General features: G+C 68.8%; 4 protein-coding genes. All 4 read right to left on the reverse strand.

From position 1 onward, the window contains the following. Positions 1–11: 11 nt before the first annotated feature. On the reverse strand, positions 12–1376 hold the full coding sequence (locus tag FHW83_RS24375) for an HlyD family type I secretion periplasmic adaptor subunit (protein WP_176648956.1): 1365 nt from the start codon (positions 1374–1376) through the stop codon (positions 12–14). After that, complete coding sequence (locus FHW83_RS24380; protein ID WP_176648957.1) at positions 1349–3511, reverse strand: peptidase domain-containing ABC transporter; 2163 nt, start codon at positions 3509–3511, stop codon at positions 1349–1351. Before FHW83_RS24380 ends, FHW83_RS24375 begins: the two co-directional genes overlap by 28 nt. Before the next feature lie 191 nt (positions 3512–3702). After that, entirely contained in the window at positions 3703–12933 is a 9231-nt protein-coding gene (locus FHW83_RS24385; protein ID WP_176648895.1) for an S-layer family protein, read from the reverse strand. Positions 12934–13359: 426 nt separating this feature from the next. Beyond that, positions 13360–20283, reverse strand: a complete 6924-nt coding sequence (locus FHW83_RS24390; RefSeq protein WP_373997262.1) for a heme utilization protein — start codon at positions 20281–20283, stop codon at positions 13360–13362. Positions 20284–20293 lie beyond the last annotated feature (10 nt).

Below are 20293 nucleotides of genomic sequence, written 5' to 3' on the forward strand. Positions count from 1 at the left end.
GCCCTCGGAGGTTATGGTTCGCGGATCGATTCGTCCAGCGCGCGGGTGAGCGGGAACAGCAGGTAGGACATCACCGTGCGGTGGCCCACCACCATTTCCGCCGTCACCGTCATGCCCGGCATCAGGCGCGCGCCGGGGCGCAGCTTGCGCAGCTGGCCGGTGTAGGGAATGCGGCTCAGGTAGTACTGGTCCAGGCCGCCGCCCTTCTCGGCGCTGTCGCGCTTGAACGAATCGGAACTGACGAAGCGCACTTTGCCCTCCAGCATGCCGTGCTCCTGGAAATTGAAGGCGTCCACCTTCAGGTGCACCGCAGCGCCCGGCTTGATGAAGCCGACATCCATGGAATCGATCTGCACTTCCGCCTCCAGCTCGGCGCCCAGCGGCACCAGCGTGAACAGCGGCTCGGCCTCGCGCACGATGGAGCCCACCGACAGCTTGCCGATCTCCAGCACCACGCCATCGGCCGGCGCCACCATCTGCACCATCTTGTGGCGCTTGTCGGCCTTGGCCAGCTGCTCGTTGATGCCGTCGCGCTCGCGCGTGGCGTTCAGCAGGTCTTCCATCGATTTCTGGCGCCAGCTCTTCTCGAACGCGGCGCGCTCGGCCTCGGCCGAGGCCAGCTCGCGCGCCATCTCGATCGACTTGTTGCGTTGCAGGTCCATGTCGCGCTCGACTTCGAGGCGGCGGTCGCGCGCTTCCAGCAGGTGCATCTTGGCGCCGAACTGCTCGGCCATCAACTGCTCCTGCATGGCTTCCACCTCGCGCAGCGATTTCACGCGCTGGGCCAGGATGGTCTGGTCGTGCTTGTTGGTTTCCAGGCCGGCCTTGAGGCGCGCGATGTTCTGGTCCATCTTGGTCTTCTGCGCCTCGTAGTTGGCGCGGCGCTCGCTCGACAGCTGGGCTTGCAGCTGGGCGTCGTCGCTGTTGGCCTTGCCGTTGGCGGCGGCCGGCTTGCCGGACAACTCGGCGCGCAGCCCGGCCGCCTGGGTGTCGAGCGAGTCCAGCCGCACGCGCAGCTGGGTCTCGTCGGCGGCGGTGAAGGTCGGGTCGAGCGTGGCCAGCACCTGGCCCTTCTTGACGATCTGGCCGACGCGCACGTCGATGCTCTGGATGATGGAGGTGTCGAGCGGCTGCACCACGATGTTCGGCAGCGGATTGACCAGCTTGCCGTGGGCGACCACGATCTTCTCGACCGGCGACAGGCAGGCCCAGACGATGAAGCAGACGAACGCCAGCAGCATGGTGTGCAGCGTCAGGCGCACGGACCTCGGCAGCGGGCCGCGCTCGATGGCGTCGGCGTCCGGCAGGAACTCGATCTCGGTCTCGTCCTTCTTGCCGCGCTTGAGGTTTACAGGTGACTTGTTTGCTGGTTCCATAAGTGCTGGTAAGTTTCGCTACGGGTGAGCAGTTCTTCGTGGCGGCCGGAATCAACCAGCGTGCCCTGATGCATGACCATGATGCGGTCGGCGTCGACCAGCGTGGACAGGCGGTGCGAAATCATCACCACCGTGCGGCCGACGGCGATCTTCGACAGGTTGTTGATGAAGATGGCTTCCGATTCCGGGTCCAGCGCGGAGGCCGCCTCGTCCAGAATCAGGATGCGCGGGCGCGACACCAGCGTGCGCGCGATCGACAGGCGCTGCTTCTGGCCGCCAGACAGGTTGGTGGCGTTCTCCTCCAGCACGGTGTCGTAGCCCTGTGGCAGGCGCTCGATGAATTCGTCGGCGCCGGCCGCCTGCGCGGCCGCCACCAGTTCCTCGAAGGTGGCGTCCGGCTTGGTCACCGACAGGTTCTCGCGCACCGTGCCGCGGAACAGGAAATTCTCTTGCAGCACCACGCCGATCTGGCGCCGCAGGTGCGACAGCTCGATCTCGCGCGCGTCGACGCCGTCGAAGCGCACCAGGCCCTCCTGCAGCGGATAGAGGCCCTGGATCAGCTTGGTCAGGGTGGTCTTGCCGGAGCCCGAGCGGCCGACGATGCCCACCACCATGCCCTGCTCGATGGTGAAGGAAGCCTTGTTCAGCGCCAGGTTCTGCGCGCCCGGATAGCGGAACACCACGTTGTCGAACTTGATCTCGCCCTGCAGCACCGGACGCAGGCCGTTGGCGCCGGGACGTCCCTCCGGCGCGCGGTTCATCACCTCGCCCAGCATTTTCACCGACAGCGCGGTTTCCTGGTATTCGTTGACCAGGCCGACGATGGAAATCAGCGGCTGGGTCACGCGGCCGGACAGCATCTGGAAGCCGATCAGCGCGCCCACGGTCAGGGTATTGTCGAACACCTCGGCGGCGCCGACGATGATGATGGTGACCGGCAGCAGCTTGCCGAGGAAGTCGGTCACCGAGTTGCCGGCGATCGAGATCTGGCCGACGCGGAAGTGCATGTTGATGGCCTCGGCCGAGCGCTGGTCCCACACGCGGCGCTGCGACGGCTCGATCGCCAGCGCCTTCACCGTGCGCATGCCGTGGATGGCTTCCACCAGCATGCCCTGGCGCTGGCCCTCGGCCGCGTACAGCTGGTTGAGGCGGCGCTGGAAAGTCGGCACCATGGCCAGCACGATGCCGCCGATCATGGCCGCGAACAGCAGCACGATCAGGGTCAGCTTGAACGAGTAGCTGAACAGGATGGGGATGAACACCACCAGCGCGATCAGGTCGAGGCCGGTCATGAACAGGCGGCCGGTCAGGAAGCTGCGGATTTTCTCCAGCTGCTGCATGTGGCGCGTGACCACGCCGGCGCTGGTGGTCTCGAAGAAGTCGATCGGCAGCGACAGCAGGTGGGCGAACACGCGCCGCGTCAGGCGCATGTCGATCTTGTTGGAGGCGGCCAAGGTCAGCGTCTGGCGCAGGAAGCCGAAGGTGGAGTCGAACACCAGCGCCATCACGATGCCCACGCCCAGCACCTGCAGCGTGGTCACGCTCTGGTGCGTGAGCACCTTGTCGATCACCAGCTGGAAGAAGATCGGCGAGGCCAGCGCCAGCAACTGCATGGCGATCGCGGCGATGAAGATGTCGCGGAAGGCGGCCTTCTGCTTCAGGATTTCGGGGATGAACCAGCGCAGGCCGAACGGCTGGTTGGGGTCGGTCAGCTTGTGCTGGCGTTTGACGAACACCACCTCGCCATGCCAGTGCTGTTCAAAATCGCTGCGCGTGACCAGCACCACCTGGGCGTTGGCGGCGGCCGGGTTCAGCACGGCCACCTGGTCCTGGGTGCCGGGATGGCCCACGGTGTCGGCCGGCTTGACGCCCACCACGATGATCATGTTGCCGTTGTCCAGCTTGGCCATCAGCGGGAACACGCCCCCTTGCGCCATCAGGCGCGACCACGTCAGCGTGTCGGCCTTGGCTTTCAAACCGATATCCGAGGCGATGCGCAACAGCGCCCCGGTGGTCGGTTCCTCCGCGCGCAACGCGTTTTCGTCAATGATGCGTTCCGGGTTGATTTGCAGACCGTGATGCTGCGCGATGGCAGTCAGGCACTGGATCGCGGTATGGGGGAATTTATCTTGCATAGGCCCGAAAAGGTAAAAGCTTGCATTAGCGCACTATTGTGTCAGCCTTGGGATTCTAACCCAGCACAACGTTTCACGCCGCCTTTTCTGTTGTAGAAACACAAGCCCGTTTACCCTGCTGTTTCACCGCTCAAAAAAAAAAACGGCAAGGCCCAAAGGCCTTGCCGTTCTGGCGTCAATCAACGCGCTGCTTACTTGGCAGCCAGGATGCCGGTGCTGTGGTTGCCACCGAACAGCGCTTTCAGGCGCTGGCTGTCTTCGGTCGCGGCCTGGTTGCTGGCGGCGGTCAGCTGGGTGTTGTCGTAGCTGCCGATGGCGCTGGCCAGGGCGGCCACCGAGGCGTTGGTGGCGCTCGGCAGTTCCAGCTTGGTCGCGTTCTCGGTCGCGGCGGCGGCCTGGGCGTTGAAGCTCGACAGCGCGCTCGACAGGTTGCTGACCGAGCTGCTCACGCTGCTGGTCGTGCCCTGGGCGAACCAGACGTCGGCGGCGGTGTGGCTGGCGCCGTCGGCGGTCTCGAAGGTCGAGGTGATGCCGACGAAATTGCCGTTGTTGGCCGACACGTTCTGCTTGGCGTCCAGATTCAGCTTGGTGATGCCCAGGTCGCCCAGCGATCTCAGCTCGTCCGCCTGGCTGACGCCGTCGGCGTTGCCGTCGACCCAGACACGCAGGTTGCCGAAGGCGCTGTCCTTGGCGTCGATGGTGCCGTCGCCGTTGCTGTCCAGTTCCGCCAGCGCGGTGTAGCCGTTGGTGGCCTTGCCGCCGGTGCTCAGCGTGGTGCCCGAACCGAACAGTTCGCTGCCATCGTTGATCGTACCGTCGCCGTTGCGATCCAGGGCCAGCAGGCCGTCGCCGCCACCCACCCAGCCGGTGTTGACCTTGCTGCCGGTGGCGTTGACGTCAAAGTTGACGCCAGCCGACAGACCCAGGGTGGTGATGCCGTCGTTGTTCAGGTCCAGCACGATCGGCGTACCCAGTGGCGAAGGCAGCGCGTTGATCTGGTCGGTGGTCAGGCCCGGCACTTGCGCGGTGGTGATGGCGCACACCTGGGAGCTGGTCATCGAGTGGATCTGGTCGGTGGTCAGCGAGGTGATCTGGGCCGTGCTCAGGGCTGCGATCGCGGCCGTCTTCAGACCGACGAAGTCGGCGGTCTCGATGGCGACCAGCTGGGTGGTCGACAGCGCCTTGACCTGGTTGCTCGACAGTGCAGCCACCTGGTTGCTCGACAGCGCCACGATCTGATCGGTCGTCAGGGCCGCCGCTTGGGCGGTCTGCAGGGCGCCGATGGCCGAGGTCTTCAGCACGGTCACGTCCTCGGTGCTCAGCGCGGCGATCGAGTTGGTCGACAGCGCCGCCACTTGCGACGAGCTCAGCACGCCAACCTGGGTGGTGGTCAGCGCCACGATCTGGTTGGTGCTCAGCGCGCTGGCCAGCGAGGCGGTGGTCAGGGCGCCGATCTGCGCGGTGCTCAGGGCCGCCACCTGGTCGGTGGTCAGGGCGGCGATCTGCGCGGTCTTCAGCGTGGCGATGATGCTGGTTTTCAGCGCGCCGATGTCGGCCGTTTCAATCGCGGCCACCGAGGTGGTCGACAGCGCGTTGACCTGGGCGGTGCTCAGCGCGCCCAACTGGTTCGACGACAGCGCCACCACCTGGTCGGTGGTCAGGCCGGAGGCCAGCGCGGCGGTGCTCAGCGAGCCGATCTGCGCGGTGCTCAGCACGCCAACCTGGTCGGTGGTCAGGGCAGCCAGCTGCGCGGTGCGCAGGGCGGCGATGGCCGAGGTTTTCAGCGCGCCGATGTCGGCGGTCTCGATCGCCGCCGTGGCGGCGGTGCTCAGGCCGGCCACCTGGGTGCTGCTCAGGGCGCCGATCTGGGTCGAGCTCAGCGCCACCACCTGGTCGGTGGTCAGGGCGTTGGTCTGGTTGGTGGTCAGGCCGGCGATGGCGCTGGTCTTCAGCGCGCCCACGTCCGCCGTTTCAATCGCGGCGATGTCGTTGGTGCTGAAGGCCGACACTTGCGCCGAGCTCAGGGTGGCAACCTGGTTGGACGACAGCGCCACCACCTGATCGGTGCTCAGCGCGGCGATGCTGCCGGTGGTCAGCGCCGTGACTTGCAGGGTGCTCAGCGCGCCCAGCTGGTCGGTGGTCAGCGCGGCCAGCTGGCCGGTCTTCAGCGACGCGATGATCGAGGTTTTCAGGCCGCCGATGTCGGCCGTGGCGATGGCGGCCACGGCGGTGGTCGACAGCGCGTTGAACTGCGTGGTGCTCAGCGCGCCCAGCTGGTTCGAGGTCAGCGCCACCACCTGGTCGGTGGTCAGGCCCGAGGCCAGCGCGGTGGTGCTCAGCGAGGCGATTTGCGCGGTGCTCAGCACGGTCACCTGGTCGGTGCTCAAGGCCGCCACTTGCTGGGTGCTCAGGGCGGCGATGGCCGAGGTTTTCAGCGCGCCGATGTCGGCCGTCTCGATCGCGGCGATGGCACCGCTGCTCAGGGCGGCGACTTGCTGGCTCGACAGCGTACCGATCTGCTGGCTCGACAGGGCCACCACCTGGTCGGTGGTCAGGGCCTTGGCCTGGCTGGTGGTCAGCGCGGCGATGGCGCTGGTCTTCAGGCCGCCGACGTCGGCCGTTTCAATCGCGGCGATGTCGTTGGTGCTGAAGGCGGCGATCTGCGCGCTGCTCAGGGCGCCGAACTGGTTCGACGACAGAGCCACCACTTGATCCGTGGTCAGGGCGGCGATGCTGCCGGTGGTCAGCGCGCCAACTTGCTGGGTGCTCAAGGCGCCCAACTGGTCGGTGGTCAGGGCGGCCAGCTGGCCGGTCTTCAGGGCCGCGATGATCGAGGTTTTCAGGCCGCCGATGTCGGCGGTCTCGATGGCGGCCACGGCGGTGGTCGACAGCGCGTTGAACTGCGCGGTGCTCAGCGCGCCCAACTGGTTCGACGACAGGGCCACCACCTGGTCGGTGGTCAGGCCGCTGGCCAGGTTGGCGGTGCTCAGCGAGGCCACTTGCGCGGTGCTCAGCACGGTGATCTGGTCGGTGGTCAGCGCGGCGCTCTGCTGCGTGGTCAGCGCGGCGATCGCATTGGTTTTCAACGCGCCGATGTCGGCGGTTTCAATCGCGGCAATCGCGGTGCTGCTCAGGGCGGCGACTTGCTGGCTCGACAGCGAACCGATCTGCTGGCTCGACAGGGCCACCACCTGGTCGGTGGTCAGGGCCTTGGTCTGGTTGGTGGTCAGCGCGGCGATGGCGTTGGTTTTCAGCGCGCCGACGTCGGCCGTTTCAATCGCGGCGATGTCGTTGGTGCTGAAGGCGGCGATCTGCGCGCTGCTCAGGGCGCCGAACTGGTTCGACGACAGGGCCACCACTTGATCCGTGGTCAGCGCGGCGATGCTGCCGGTGGTCAGCGCGGTGACTTGCTGGGTGCTCAGGGCGCCCAGTTGGTCGGTGGTCAGCGCGGCCAGCTGGCCGGTTTTCAGGACCGCGATGATGGAGGTTTTCAGACCCACGATGTCGGCGGTCTCGATGGCGGCCACGGCGGTGGTCGACAGCGCGTTGAACTGCGCGGTGCTCAGCGCGCCCAACTGATTCGACGACAGCGCCACCACCTGGTCGGTGGTCAGGCCCGAGGCCAGCGCGGTGGTGCTCAGCGAGGCCACTTGCGCGGTGCTCAGCACGGTGATCTGGTCGGTGGTCAACGCGGCGGTCTGCTGCGTGGTCAGGGCGGCGATGGCCGAGGTTTTCAGCGCGCCGATGTCGGCGGTTTCAATCGCGGCAATCGCGGTGCTGCTCAGGGCGGCGACTTGCTGGCTCGACAGCGAACCGATCTGCTGGCTCGACAGGGCCACCACCTGGTCGGTGGTCAGGGCCTTGGTCTGGTTGGTGGTCAGCGCGGCGATGGCGTTGGTTTTCAGCGCGCCGACGTCGGCCGTTTCAATCGCGGCGATGTCGTTAGTGCTGAAGGCGGCGATCTGCGCGCTGCTCAGGGCGCCGAACTGGTTCGACGACAGGGCCACCACTTGATCCGTGGTCAGCGCGGCGATGCTGCCGGTGGTCAGCGCGGTGACTTGCTGGGTGCTCAGGGCGCCCAGTTGGTCGGTGGTCAGCGCGGCCAGCTGGCCGGTTTTCAGGACCGCGATGATGGAGGTTTTCAGACCCACGATGTCGGCGGTCTCGATGGCGGCCACGGCGGTGGTCGACAGCGCGTTGAACTGCGCGGTGCTCAGCGCGCCCAGCTGGTTCGACGACAGGGCCACCACCTGGTCGGTGGTCAGGCCCGAGGCCAGCGCGGTGGTGCTCAGCGAGGCCACTTGCGCGGTGCTCAGCACGGTGATCTGGTCGGTGGTCAACGCGGCGGTCTGCTGCGTGGTCAGCGCGGCGATGGCCGAGGTTTTCAGCGCGCCGATGTCGGCGGTTTCAATCGCGGCGATGGCGGTGCTGCTCAGCGCGGCGACTTGCTGGCTCGACAGCGAACCGATCTGCTGGCTGTTCAGGGCCACCACCTGGTCGGTGGTCAGGGCCTTGGTCTGGCTGGTGGTCAGCGAAGCGATGGCCGAGGTCTTCAGCGCGCCGATGTCGGACGTTTCAATCGCGGCGATGTCGTTGGTGCTGAAGGCGGCGATTTGCGCGCTGCTCAGGGCGCCGAACTGGTTCGACGACAGAGCCACCACCTGGTCGGTGGTCAGGGCGGCGATGCTGCCAGTGGTCAGCGCGGCGACCTGGTTGGTGCTCAGGGCGCCCAGTTGGTCGGTGGTCAGCGCGGCCAGCTGGCCGGTTTTCAGGACCGCGATGATGGAGGTTTTCAGACCCACGATGTCGGCGGTCTCGATGGCGGCCACGGCGGTGGTCGACAGCGCGTTGAACTGCGCGGTGCTCAGCGCGCCCAACTGATTCGACGACAGCGCCACCACTTGGTCGGTGGTCAGGCCCGAAGCCAGGTTGGCGGTGCTCAGCGAGGCCACTTGCGCGGTGCTCAGCACGGTGATCTGGTCGGTGGTCAACGCGGCGGTCTGCTGCGTGGTCAGCGCGGCGATGGCCGAGGTTTTCAGCGCGCCGATGTCGGCGGTTTCAATCGCGGCGATGGCGGTGCTGCTCAGCGCGGCGACTTGCTGGCTCGACAGCGAACCGATCTGCTGGCTGTTCAGGGCCACCACCTGGTCGGTGGTCAGGGCCTTGGTCTGGCTGGTGGTCAGCGAAGCGATGGCCGAGGTTTTCAGCGCGCCGATATCGGACGTTTCAATCGCGGCGATGTCGTTGGTGCTGAAGGCGGCGATCTGCGCGCTGCTCAGGGCGCCGAACTGGTTCGACGACAGGGCCACCACCTGGTCGGTGGTCAGGGCGGCGATGCTGCCGGTGGTCAGCGCGGCCACCTGGTTGGTGCTCAGGGCGCCCAACTGGTCGGTGGTCAGCGCGGCCAGCTGGCCGGTTTTCAGGACCGCGATGATGTTGGTCTTCAGACCGACGATGTCGGCGGTCTCGATGGCGGCCACGGCGGTGGTCGACAGCGCGTTGAATTGCGCGGTGCTCAGCGCGCCCAGTTGGTTCGACGACAGCGCCACCACCTGGTCGGTGGTCAGGCCGCTGGCCAGGTTGGCGGTGCTCAGCGAGGCCACTTGCGCGGTGCTCAGCACGGTGATCTGGTCGGTGGTCAGCGCTGCTGTCTGCTGCGTGGTCAGCGCGGCGATAGCCGAGGTTTTCAGCGCGCCGATGTCGGCGGTTTCAATCGCGGCGATGGCGGTGCTGCTCAGCGCGGCGACTTGCTGGCTCGACAGCGAACCGATCTGCTGGCTGTTCAGGGCCACCACCTGGTCGGTGGTCAGGGCCTTGGTCTGGCTGGTGGTCAGCGAAGCGATGGCCGAGGTCTTCAGCGCGCCGATGTCGGACGTTTCAATCGCGGCGATGTCGTTGGTGCTGAAGGCGGCGATCTGCGCGCTGCTCAGGGCGCCGAACTGGTTCGACGACAGGGCCACCACTTGATCCGTGGTCAGGGCGGCGATGCTGCCGGTGGTCAGCGCGGCCACCTGGTTGGTGCTCAGGGCGCCCAGCTGGTCGGTGGTCAGCGCGGCCAGCTGGCCGGTTTTCAGGACCGCGATGATGTTGGTCTTCAGACCGACGATGTCGGCGGTCTCGATGGCGGCCACGGCGGTGGTCGACAGCGCGTTGAACTGCGAGGTGCTCAGGGCGCCCAGCTGGTTCGACGACAGGGCCACCACCTGGTCGGTGGTCAGGCCGCTGGCCAGGTTGGCGGTGCTCAGCGAAGCCACTTGCGCGGTGCTCAGCACGGTGATCTGGTCGGTGGTCAGCGCGGCGCTCTGCTGCGTGGTCAGGGCGGCGATGGCCGAGGTTTTCAGCGCGCCGATGTCGGCGGTTTCAATCGCGGCGATGGCGGTGCTGCTCAGGGCGGCAACCTGCTGGCTCGACAGCGAACCGATCTGCTGGCTCGACAGGGCCACCACCTGGTCGGTGGTCAGGGCCTTGGTCTGGCTGGTGGTCAGCGAAGCGATGGCCGAGGTCTTCAGCGCGCCGATGTCGGACGTTTCAATCGCGGCGATGTCGTTGGTGCTGAAGGCGGCGATTTGCGCGCTGCTCAGGGCGCCGAACTGGTTCGACGACAGGGCCACCACCTGGTCGGTGGTCAGGCCGGCGATGCTGCCGGTGGTCAGCGCGGTCACTTGCTGGGTGCTCAGGGCGCCCAGTTGGTCGGTGGTCAGCGCGGCCAGCTGGCTGGTTTTCAGCGAGGCGATGATCGAGGTTTTCAGCCCGCCGATGTCGGCGGTGCCGATGGCCGCCACGGCGGTGGTGGACAGGGCCGAGAATTGCGCGGTGCTCAACGCGCCCAGCTGGTTGGACGACAGCGCCACCACCTGGTCGGTGGTCAGGCCGTTGGCCAGGTTGGCGGTGCTCAGCGACGCGATCTGGCTGGTGCTCAGCACGGTGATCTGGTCGGTGGTCAGGGCGGCGGTCTGCTGGGTGGTCAGCGCGGCGATCACATTGGTTTTCAGGGCGCCGATGTCGGCCGTCTCGATCGCGGCCACGGCGGTGCTGGTCAGGGCGGCAACCTGCTGGCTCGACAGCGCGCCTACCTGCTGGCTCGACAGGGCCACCACCTGGTCGGTGGTCAGGGCCTTGGTCTGGTTGGTGGTCAGCGCGGCGATGACGTTGGTTTTCAGCGCGGCCAGGTCGGCGGTTTCAATCGCGGCCACGGCGTTGGTGCTCAGCGCGGCCACTTGCGCCGAGGTCAGCACGCCGGCCTGGGTGGACGACAGCGCCACGATCTGGTCGGTGCTCAGGCCGCCCACGCTGGCGGTGCTCAGGGCGGCGATCTGGCCGGTAGTCAGGTTGGAGACCTGGTCGGTGGTCAGCGCGGCCAGCTGCGACGATTTCAGCGCGGCGATGATGTTGGTTTTCAGGCCGACGATGTCGGCGGTCTCGATGGCGGCGATGGCGCCGGTCGACAGCGCGGAGAACTGCGCGGTGCTCAGCGCGCCCAGCTGGTTCGAGGTCATTGCCACCACCTGGTCGGTGGTCAGGCCCGAGGCCAGGTCGGCGGTGCTCAGCGAGGCCACCTGCGCGGTGCTCAGCACGGTGATCTGGTCGGTGGTCAGGGCGGCCGTCTGCTGCGTGGTCAGGGCGGCGATGGCGCTGGTTTTCAGCGCGCCGATGTCGGCCGTCTCGATGGCGGCGATGGCGGTGCTGCTCAGCGCGGCGACCTGCTGGCTCGACAGCGAACCGATCTGCTGGCTCGACAGGGCCACCACCTGGTCGGTGGTCAGGGCCTTGGTCTGATTGGTGCTCAGGGCGGCGATGACGTTGGTTTTCAGCGCGGCCAGGTCGGCCGTCTCGATCGCGGCCACGGCGTTGGTGCCGAGGGCGCCCACTTGCGCCGAGGTCAGCACGCCGGCCTGGGTGGACGACAGCGACACCACCTGGTCGGTGCTCAGGGCGGCCATGCTGCCGGTGCTCAGGGCGGCGATCTGGCCGGTGGTCAGGTTGGACACCTGGTCGGTGGTCAGGGCCGCCAGTTGCGCGGTTTTCAGCGAGGCGATGATATTGGTTTTCAGGCCGACGATATCGGCGGTGGCAATCGCGGCGATGGCGCTGGTCGACAGCGCGCCGAATTGCGTGGTGCTCAGCGCGCCCAGCTGGTTGGACGACAGCGCCACCACCTGGTCGGTGGTCAGGCCCGAAGCCAGGTTGGCGGTGCTCAGCGAGGCCACTTGCGCGGTGCTCAGGGCGGCCACCTGGTCGGTGGTCAGGGCGGCGGTCTGCTGGGTGGTCAGGGCGGCGATGGCGCTGGTTTTAAGCGCGCCGATGTCGCCCGTCTCGATGGCGGCCACGGCGGTGCTGCTGAGGGCGGCGACCTGCTGGCTCGACAGCGCGCCGACTTGCTGGCTCGACAGGGCCACCACCTGGTCGGTGGTCAGGGCCTTGGTCTGGTTGGTGGTCAGGGCGGCGATGACGTTGGTCTTCAGCACGGCCAGGTCGGCGGTCTCAATCGCGGCCACGGCGCTGGTGCCGAGGGCCGCCACTTGCGCCGAGGTCAGCACGCCGGCCTGGGTGGCCGACAGCGCCACCACCTGGTCGGTGCTCAGGCTGGCCATGTTGGCGGTGGTCAGGGCGGCGATCTGGCCGGTGGTCAGGTTGGCCACCTGGTCGGTGGTCAGGGCCGCCAGCTGCGCGGTTTTCAGCGCGGCGATCACATTGGTTTTCAGCGCCACCAGGTCGGCGGTCTCGATGGCCGCGACGTTGGTGGTCGACAGCGCGCCGAACTGGGCGCTGCTCAGGGTGGCCAGCTGGGCCGAGCTCAGCGCCACCACCTGGTCGGTGGTCAGGCCGCTGGCGATGGCGTTGGTGCTCAGCGAGCTGACCTGGCCGGTGGTCATCACGCTGACCTGGTCGGTGGTCAGGGCTTTGACTTGCGCGGTGTTCAGGCCGCCGATCGCATTGGTTTTCAGGGCGACGAAGTCGCCGGTCTCGATCGCCACGATGGCGTTGGTGCTCAGGCTGCCCACCTGGGTGCTGCTCAGGGCGGCGGCTTGCTGGCTGCTCAGGGCCACCACCTGATCGGTGGTCAGGGCGCCCAGCTGGGCGGTGCTGAGGCCGGCAATGGCGCTGGTTTTCAGGGAAGCAAAGTCACCGGTTTCAATCGCCACCAGGTTGGTGGTCGAGAGCGCGTTGATCTGCGCCGAGCTGAACACACCCACCTGGCTGGCCGACAGCGCAACGATCTGGTCCGTGGTCAGGCCGTTGCTCAGCTGTTTGGTGGTCAGCACCGCGATGTGGGTGGTGGTCAGCGCGCCGATCTGGTCGGTCGTGAAGGCCTGGGTCTGGGCGGAATTGAGCGCAACCAGATCGGCAGTTGCGAGAGCTGCAATGCTTGCGGTCGGCAAGGCTGCGATCTGTGCGGTACTAAAACTAGTTACGAGGCTCATTTTCCATTCTCCTTGGGGCACTACACGGTTCTATACGGACAGATGATGGAGCCCACGGGATGCTTCCCTGCGGCTCCAGCTTGAATTGGGTGTTCCGGTGTTTCTTGCAGATCGGCGCGTACGAAAACCGCGCGCTTTAGTTCTTAACGTCAATCTTTGCGGCAACTTTAGGATGAGCCAGGCATGATTTTTCCTGTGGTTAACATTTAAATCGCCGCGAAGTAACACATAGCTTCAGTTAATCAGCCGCAAGAATCTGCGGAGGCTGGCTGGCCTGAACGTGTAAAGCGACCTTTTTCTTCAGCGCATTAAGTTTTTTTGTTTACGTGTGGCAATGCAAAAAGCGGGCCATATTTTCCAAAATGCAACTCCAGAGACACAAACGGCAGAGCGTTTGCTCTGCCGTTCGCCTGCTACTCCCGCCGCTTACTTGCCGGGCACCGCGAGGTAGCCCTGGGCCGCGCCGCCATGCAGCGCCTTCAGCTTGAGCTCATCGGTGGCCGCCTGGCCGCCGTTCAGGGTCGGCTTGGTCTCGGCGTCGAACTGGTTCAGCGCCGCGGCCAGCTGGGCCACGCTGCCGCCCACGCCCTGGCCCGGCACCTCCAGCTTGGCGGGGGTGTTCACCGCCGCGCCGTGGCTGAACGACGCCAGCGCCTGCGACAGGCCGCTGACGTTGCTGCTCAGCTGCTGTTGCGCCGGCGACACGGCGAACCAGACGTCGGCCGCCGCGTGGCTGGCGCCATCGGCGGTCTCGTAGGTCGAGGTGGCGCCGATGGTGTTGCCGTTGTTGCCGGTCAGGCCATCCTTGACGTCGAGGTTGAGCTTGGTGATGCCGAGGTCGGCCAGCGACTTCAGCTCGCCGGCCTGGCTGACGCCGTCCGCGTTGCCGTCGACCCACACGCGCAGTTCGGCGAACTTGCCATCCTTGGCGTCGATGGTGCCGTCGCCGTTGGTGTCCAGTTCGGCCATGGCGATATAACCGTCGGCCGCGCGCTGGCCGTTGGCCAGGGTGGTGCCCGAGCCGAACAGTTCGCCGCCGTCGTTGATCACGCCGTCGCCGTTGCGGTCCAGCGCCAGGAAGCCGTCGCCGCCGGCCAGCCAGCCGGTGTTGAGCTTGGTGCCGGTGGCGCCCAGGTCGAACTGCACGCCGTTCGCCAGCGAACTGGTCTGGATGCCGTCGCCGTTCAGGTCGAGCGCGATCGGGGTCAGCGAGATCAGCGCGTTGATCTGGTTGGCGGTCATGCCCTGGCGCTGGTCGGTGGTCAGCGCGTGGATCTGCTGCGTGGTCAGCGCGTGGATCTGGGTGGTGGTCAGCGACACGATCTCGCCGGTGGTCAGCGCGCGCAGCTGGCGCGACGACAGGGCGCGGATGCCGTTGGTGGTGATCGCCACCAGGTCGGCGGTTTCCAGCGCGGCCAGGGCGTTGGTCGACAGCGCCTGTACCTGCTGGGTGCTGAGGGCCGCCACCTGGGCCGAGGTCAGGCCCACGCCCTGCGCCGAGGTCAGCACGGACAGATGGGTGGTGCTCAGCGCGCCCACCTCGCTCACGGTCAGCGCCGCCACCGCGGCGGTGGACAGGGCCACCAGGTTGCGGGTCGACAGCGCCGCCACTTGCGTGGTCGACAGCGAGGCCGCCTGCGCCGTGGTCAGGGCGCCGATCTGGGCGGTGCTCAGGCCGACCGCGAACGCGGCCGTGCCCAGCGCCGCCACCTGGCCGGTCGACAGCGCCGCCACCTGGTTCAGCGACAGGCCGGCCAGCTGCGCGGTGCGCAGGGCGGCCATGTCGTTGGTGGTCAGGCCGCCGAGGTCGGCGGTCTCGATGGCGCCGATGCTGTTGGTCGACAGCGCCACCACCTGCTGCGTGCTCAGCGAGGACAGCTGGCTGGACGACAGCGCCACCACCTGGTCGGTGCTCAGCGCGCCGATGCTGCCGGTGCTCAGGGCGGCCAGGGTGGTGGTGCCCAGGCTGCCGACCTGGGCGGTGCTCAGGGCGCCGACCTGGGCCGTGCTCAGGATGGCGATGGCCTGCGTCTTGATGGCCGCCAGGTCGGCGGTTTCCAGCGCGCCCACCGCGTTCAGGGTCAGCGCCGCCACCTGCTGGGTGCTCAGGGCCGAGGCCTCGGCGGTGGTCAGCGCCACGATCTGGTTGGTGCCGAGGGCCTTGATCTGGTTGGCGCTCAGGGCCGCCAGCGCGGCGGTCGACAGCGCCGCCAGGTCGGCGGTTTCCAGCGCCACCACGCCATTGGTGGTCAGGGCCGCGGCCTGGGTGGCCGTCAGCGCCGCCGCCTGGGCCGTGGTCAGGGCCACGATCTGGTCGGTGCTCAGGCCGGCGATGCCGGCGGTGGCGATGGCCGCCACCTGCGCGGTCGACAGCGCCGCCACCTGGGCGGTGCCGAAGCCGGCCAGCTGCTGGGTGCGCAGCAGGCCGATGTCCAGCGTGCTCAGGCCGGCGAGGTCGGCCGTCTCAATCGCGGCGATGCTGTTGCTGCGCAGCGCCACGATCTGGCCGGTGGACAGCGCGCCCAGCTGGGCCGAGGTCAGCGCCACCACCTGGTCCGAGCTCAGCGCGGCGATGCCGGCGCTGCTGATGGCGGCCAGGGTGGCGGTGCCCAGGGTGTTGATTTGCAGCGTGCTCAGCGCGGCGACCTGGGTGGTGCTCAGCGCGGCCACGGCCTGCGATTTGAGCGCGGCCAGGTCGGCGGTTTCCAGCGCGGCCACCGAGCCGGCGCTCAACGCCGCCACTTGCGTGGTCGACAGCGCGGCCGCCTGGGCGGTGGTCAGCGCCACCACCTGGTTGCTGGTCAGCGCCTTGACCTGGTTCACCGTCAGCGCGGCCGCGGCGGCGGTCGACAGCGCGGCGAAGTCGGCGGTCTCCAGCGCGGCGACACTGTTGGTGCTCAGGGCGGCGGCTTGCGAAGCGCTCAGCACGCCGGCCTGGGTGGTGGTCAGCGCCACCACCTGGTTGGTGCTGAGCGCGGCGATGCCGGCGGTGGTGAGGGCGGCCACTTGCGCGGTCGACAGCACGGCCACCTGCTCGGTTTCCAGCGCGGCGATCTGGTGGGTGCGCAGCGCCGCCACGTTGGCGGTGCTGAGGCCGGCCAGGTCGGCGGTTTCAATCGCGCCGATGCTGTTGCTGCTCAGGGCCACCACTTGCGCGGTGCCGAAGCTGGCGATCTGCGCCGAGCTCAGCGCCACCACTTGCGCGGTGCCCAGCGCGGCGATGCCGGCCGTGCTGATGGCCGCCAGCGCGGCGGTGGCCAGGGTGTTGATCTGGGTGGTGCCCAGGGCCGCCACCTGCGCGGTGCTCAGCGCGGCGATGGACTGGGTCTTGAGCGCGGCCAGGTCGGCCGTCTCCAGCGCGCCGATGGCGGCGGTGGTCAGGGCCGCCACCTGCTGGGTGGTCAGCGCGGCCGCCTCGGCGGTGGTCAGCGCCACCACCTGGTCGGTGGTCAGGGCCTTGATCTGGTTGACGGTCAGGCCGGTGACGGCGGTGCTCGACAGCGCCGCGAAGTCGGCGGTTTCCAGCGCCGCGATCGCGGTGGTGCCCAGCGCGGCCACTTGCGCCGTGCCCAGCGCGGCCGCCTGCGCGGTGGTCAGCGCCACGATCTGGGCGGTGTTGAGCGAGGCGATGCCGGCGGTGCTCAGGGCGGCCACCTGCGCGGTCGACAGGGCGGCCACTTGCGTGGTGCTCAGGCCGGCCAGCTGGTTGCTGCGCAGCGCGGCCACCTGGCTGGCGCCGAGGCCGGCCAGGTCGGCGGTCTCAATCGCGCCGATGCTGTTGCTGCTCAGGGCCACCACTTGCGCGGTGCCCAGCGCGGCGATCTGCGCCGAGGTCAGCGCCACCACCTGCTCGGTGCCCAGCGCGGCGATGCCGGCCGTGCTGATGGCCGCCAGCGCGGCGGTGGCCAGGGTATTGATCTGGGTGGTGCTCAGGGCCGCCACCTGCGCGGTGCTCAGCGCGGCGATCGAGGCGGTCTTGAACGCCGACAGGTCGGCCGTCTCCAGCGCGGCAATCGCGTTGGTGGTCAGGGCCGCCACCTGCTGGGTGGTCAGCGCGGCCGCCTCGGCGGTGCTGAGGGCAACCACCTGGCCGGTGGTCAGGGCCTTGATCTGGTTGACGGTCAGGCCGGTCACGGCGGTGCTCGACAGCGCGGCGAAGTCGGCGGTCTCGATGGCGGCAATCGCGTTGGTGCCCAGCGCCGCCACTTGCGCGGTGGTCAGGGCGGCCGCCTGCGCGGTGGTCAGCGCGACGATCTGGTCGGTGCTGAGCGAGGCCACGCCGGCGGTGCTCAGCGCGGCGATCTGGGTGGTGCTCAGCGCGGCCACCTGGCTGGTGGTCAGGCCGTCCAGCTGGGTGCTGCGCAGGGCCGCGATGGCTGCCGTGCTCAGGCCCGCCAGATCGGCGGTCTCGATGGCGCCGATGCTGTTGCTGCCCAGCGCGCCCACTTGCGCGGCGGTCAGGGCCGCCAGCTGCTGCGAGATCAGCGCGACGATCTGGTTGGTGGTCAGCGCGGCGACGCCGGCCGTGCTGATGGCGCCCAGCGAGGCGGTGGCCAGGGTGTTGATCTGGGTGGTGCTCAGGGCCGCCACCTGCGCGGTGGTCAGCGCGGCGATGGACGCGGTCTTGAACGCCGACAGGTCGGCCGTCTCCAGCGCGGCGATGGCGTCGGTCGACAGCGCGGCCACCTGGGCGGTGCTCAGCGCGGCCGCCTCGGTGGTGGTCAGCGCCACCACCTGGCCGGTGGTCAGGGCCTTGATCTGGTTGACGGTCAGGCCGGTCACCGCCGCGCTCGACAGCGCGGCGAAGTCGGCGGTCTCGATGGCCGCGATCGCTGCCGTGCCGAAGGCCGCCACTTGCGCGGTGGTCAGGGCGGACGCTTGCGCGGTGGTCAGCGCGACGATCTGGTCGGTGCTCAGCGAGGCGATGCCGGCGGTGCTCAGCGCGGCGATCTGCTGGGTGCTCAGCGCGGCCACCTGGCTGGTGGTCAAGCCGTCCAGCTGGGTGCTGCGCAGGGCGGCAATCGCGTTCGTGCTCAGGCCGGCCAGGTCGGCGGTCTCGATGGCGCCGATGCTGTTGCTGCTCAGCGCGCCGACTTGCGCGGCGGTCAGGGCGGCCAGCTGCTGCGAGGTCAGCGCGACGATCTGGTTGGTGGTCAGCGCGGCGATGCCGGCCGTGCTGATGGCGCCCAGCGAGGCGGTGGCCAGGGTGTTGATCTGGGTGGTGCTCAGGGCCGCCACTTGCGCGGTGGTCAGCGCGGCGATGGACGCGGTCTTGAACGCCGAGAGGTCGGCCGTCTCCAGCGCGGCGATGGCGTCGGTCGACAGCGCGGCCACCTGCGCGGTGCTCAGCGCGGCCGCCTCGGTGGTGGTCAGCGCCACCACCTGGCCGGTGGTCAGGGCCTTGATCTGGTTGACGGTCAGGCCGGTCACGGCGGCGCTCGACAAGGCCGCGAAGTCGGCGGTCTCGATGGCGGCGATGGCACTGGTGCCCAGCGCCAGCACTTGCGCCGCCGTCAGGGCCGCCGCTTGGGCGGTGGTCAAGGCGACGATCTGGGCGGTGCCGAGCGAGGCGATGCCGGCGGTGCTCAGCGCGGCGATCTGCTGGGTGCTCAGCGCGGCCACCTGGCTGGTGGTCAGGCCGTCCAGCTGGGTGCTGCGCAGGGCCGCGATGGCGGCCGTGCTCAGGCCGGCCAGGTCGGCGGTCTCGATGGCGCCGATGCTGTTGCTGCTCAGCGCCAGCACCTGGGCGGTGCCCAGCGCGGCCAGCTGCTGCGAGGTCAGCGCCACCACCTGGTCGGTGGTCAGCGCGCCGATGCCGGCCGTGCTGATGGCGCCCAGCGAGGCGGTCGCCAAGGTGTTGATCTGGGTGGTGCTCAGGGCCGCCACCTGCGCGGTGGTCAGCGCGGCGATCGACGCGGTCTTGAACGCCGACAGGTCGGCCGTCTCCAGCGCGGCGATGGCGGCGGTCGACAGCGCGGCCACTTGTGCGGTGCTCAGCGCGGCGGCCTCGGTGGTGGTCAGGGCCACCACCTGGCCGGTGGTCAGGGCCTTGATCTGGTTGACGGTCAGGCCGGTCACCGCCGCGGTCGACAGCGCGGCGAAGTCGGCGGTCTCGATGGCGGCAATCGCGGCGGTGCCCAGGGCCGCCACTTGGGCGGTGGTCAGGGCGGCCGCCTGCGCGGTGGTCAGTGCAACGATCTGGTCGGTGCTGAACGAGGCGAGGCCGGCGGTGCTCAGGGCCGCCACTTGCGTGGTCGACAGCGCGCCCACCTGGCCGGTGGTCAGGCCTTCCAGCTGGTTGCTGCGCAGCGAGGCCACGGCAGCGGTGCTCAGGCCGGCCAGGTCGGCGGTCTCGATGGCGCCGATGCTGTTGCTGCTCAGGGCAGCCACTTGCGCGGTGCCCAGTGCCGACAATTGCTGCGAGGTCAGCGCCACCACTTGCGCGGTGCCCAGCGCGGCGATGCCGGCCGTGCTGATGGCGGCCAGCGAGGCGGTGGCCAGGGTGTTGATCTGGGTGGTGCCCAGCGCCACCACTTGCGCGGTGCTCAGGGCGGCGATGGCGGCGGTCTTCAGCGCGGCCAGGTCGGCGGTTTCCAGCGCGGCAATCGCGTTGGTCGACAGCGCGGCCACCTGCGCGGTGCTCAGCGCGGCCGCCTCGGTGGTGGTCAGGGCCACCACCTGGCCGGTGGTCAGGGCCTTGATCTGGTTGACGGTCAGGCCGGTGACGGCGGCGCTCGACAGCGCGGCGAAGTCGGCGGTCTCGATGGCGGCGATCGCGTTGGTGCCCAGCGCCGCCACTTGGGCGGTGGTCAGGGCCGACGCTTGCGCGGTGGTCAGCGCGACGATCTGGTCGGTGCCCAGCGAGGCGATGCCGGCGGTGCTCAGCGCGGCGATCTGCTGGGTGCTCAGCGCGGCCACCTGGCTGGTGGTCAGGCCGTCCAGCTGGGCGCTGCGCAGGGCGGCGATGGCGGCCGTGCTCAGGCCAGCCAGGTCGGCGGTCTCGATGGCGCCGATGCTGTTGCTGCTCAGCGCGCCCACTTGCACGGTGCTCAGCGCGCCCAGCTGTTGCGAGGTCAGCGCCACGATCTGGGCGGTGGTCAGCGCGCCGATGCCCTGGCTGCTGATGGCGGCCAGGGTGGCGGTGGCCAGGGTGTTGATCTGGGTGGTGGTCAGGGCCGCCACTTGCGCGGTGCCCAGGGCGGCGATGGCCGCCGTCTTGAGCGCGGCCAGGTCGGCGGTCTCCAGCGCGGCCACGGCGGTGGCCGACAGCGCGGCCACTTGCGCGGTGCTCAGCGCCGCGGCCTCGGTGGTGGTCAGGGCCACCACCTGGTCGCTGGTCAGCGCTTTCACCTGCGCCACG

This window comes from Duganella sp. SG902, from assembly GCF_013376005.1.
Taxonomy (GTDB): domain Bacteria; phylum Pseudomonadota; class Gammaproteobacteria; order Burkholderiales; family Burkholderiaceae_D; genus Rugamonas.

What these genes read in the sequence shown, in the direction of transcription:
- FHW83_RS24375 (WP_176648956.1), bottom strand. Translation starts at nt 1,376, where the DNA reads ATGGAACCAGCAAACAAGTCACCTGTAAACCTCAAGCGCGGCAAGAAG.
- FHW83_RS24380 (WP_176648957.1), bottom strand. Translation starts at nt 3,511, where the DNA reads ATGCAAGATAAATTCCCCCATACCGCGATCCAGTGCCTGACTGCCATC.
- FHW83_RS24385 (WP_176648895.1), bottom strand. Translation starts at nt 12,933, where the DNA reads ATGAGCCTCGTAACTAGTTTTAGTACCGCACAGATCGCAGCCTTGCCG.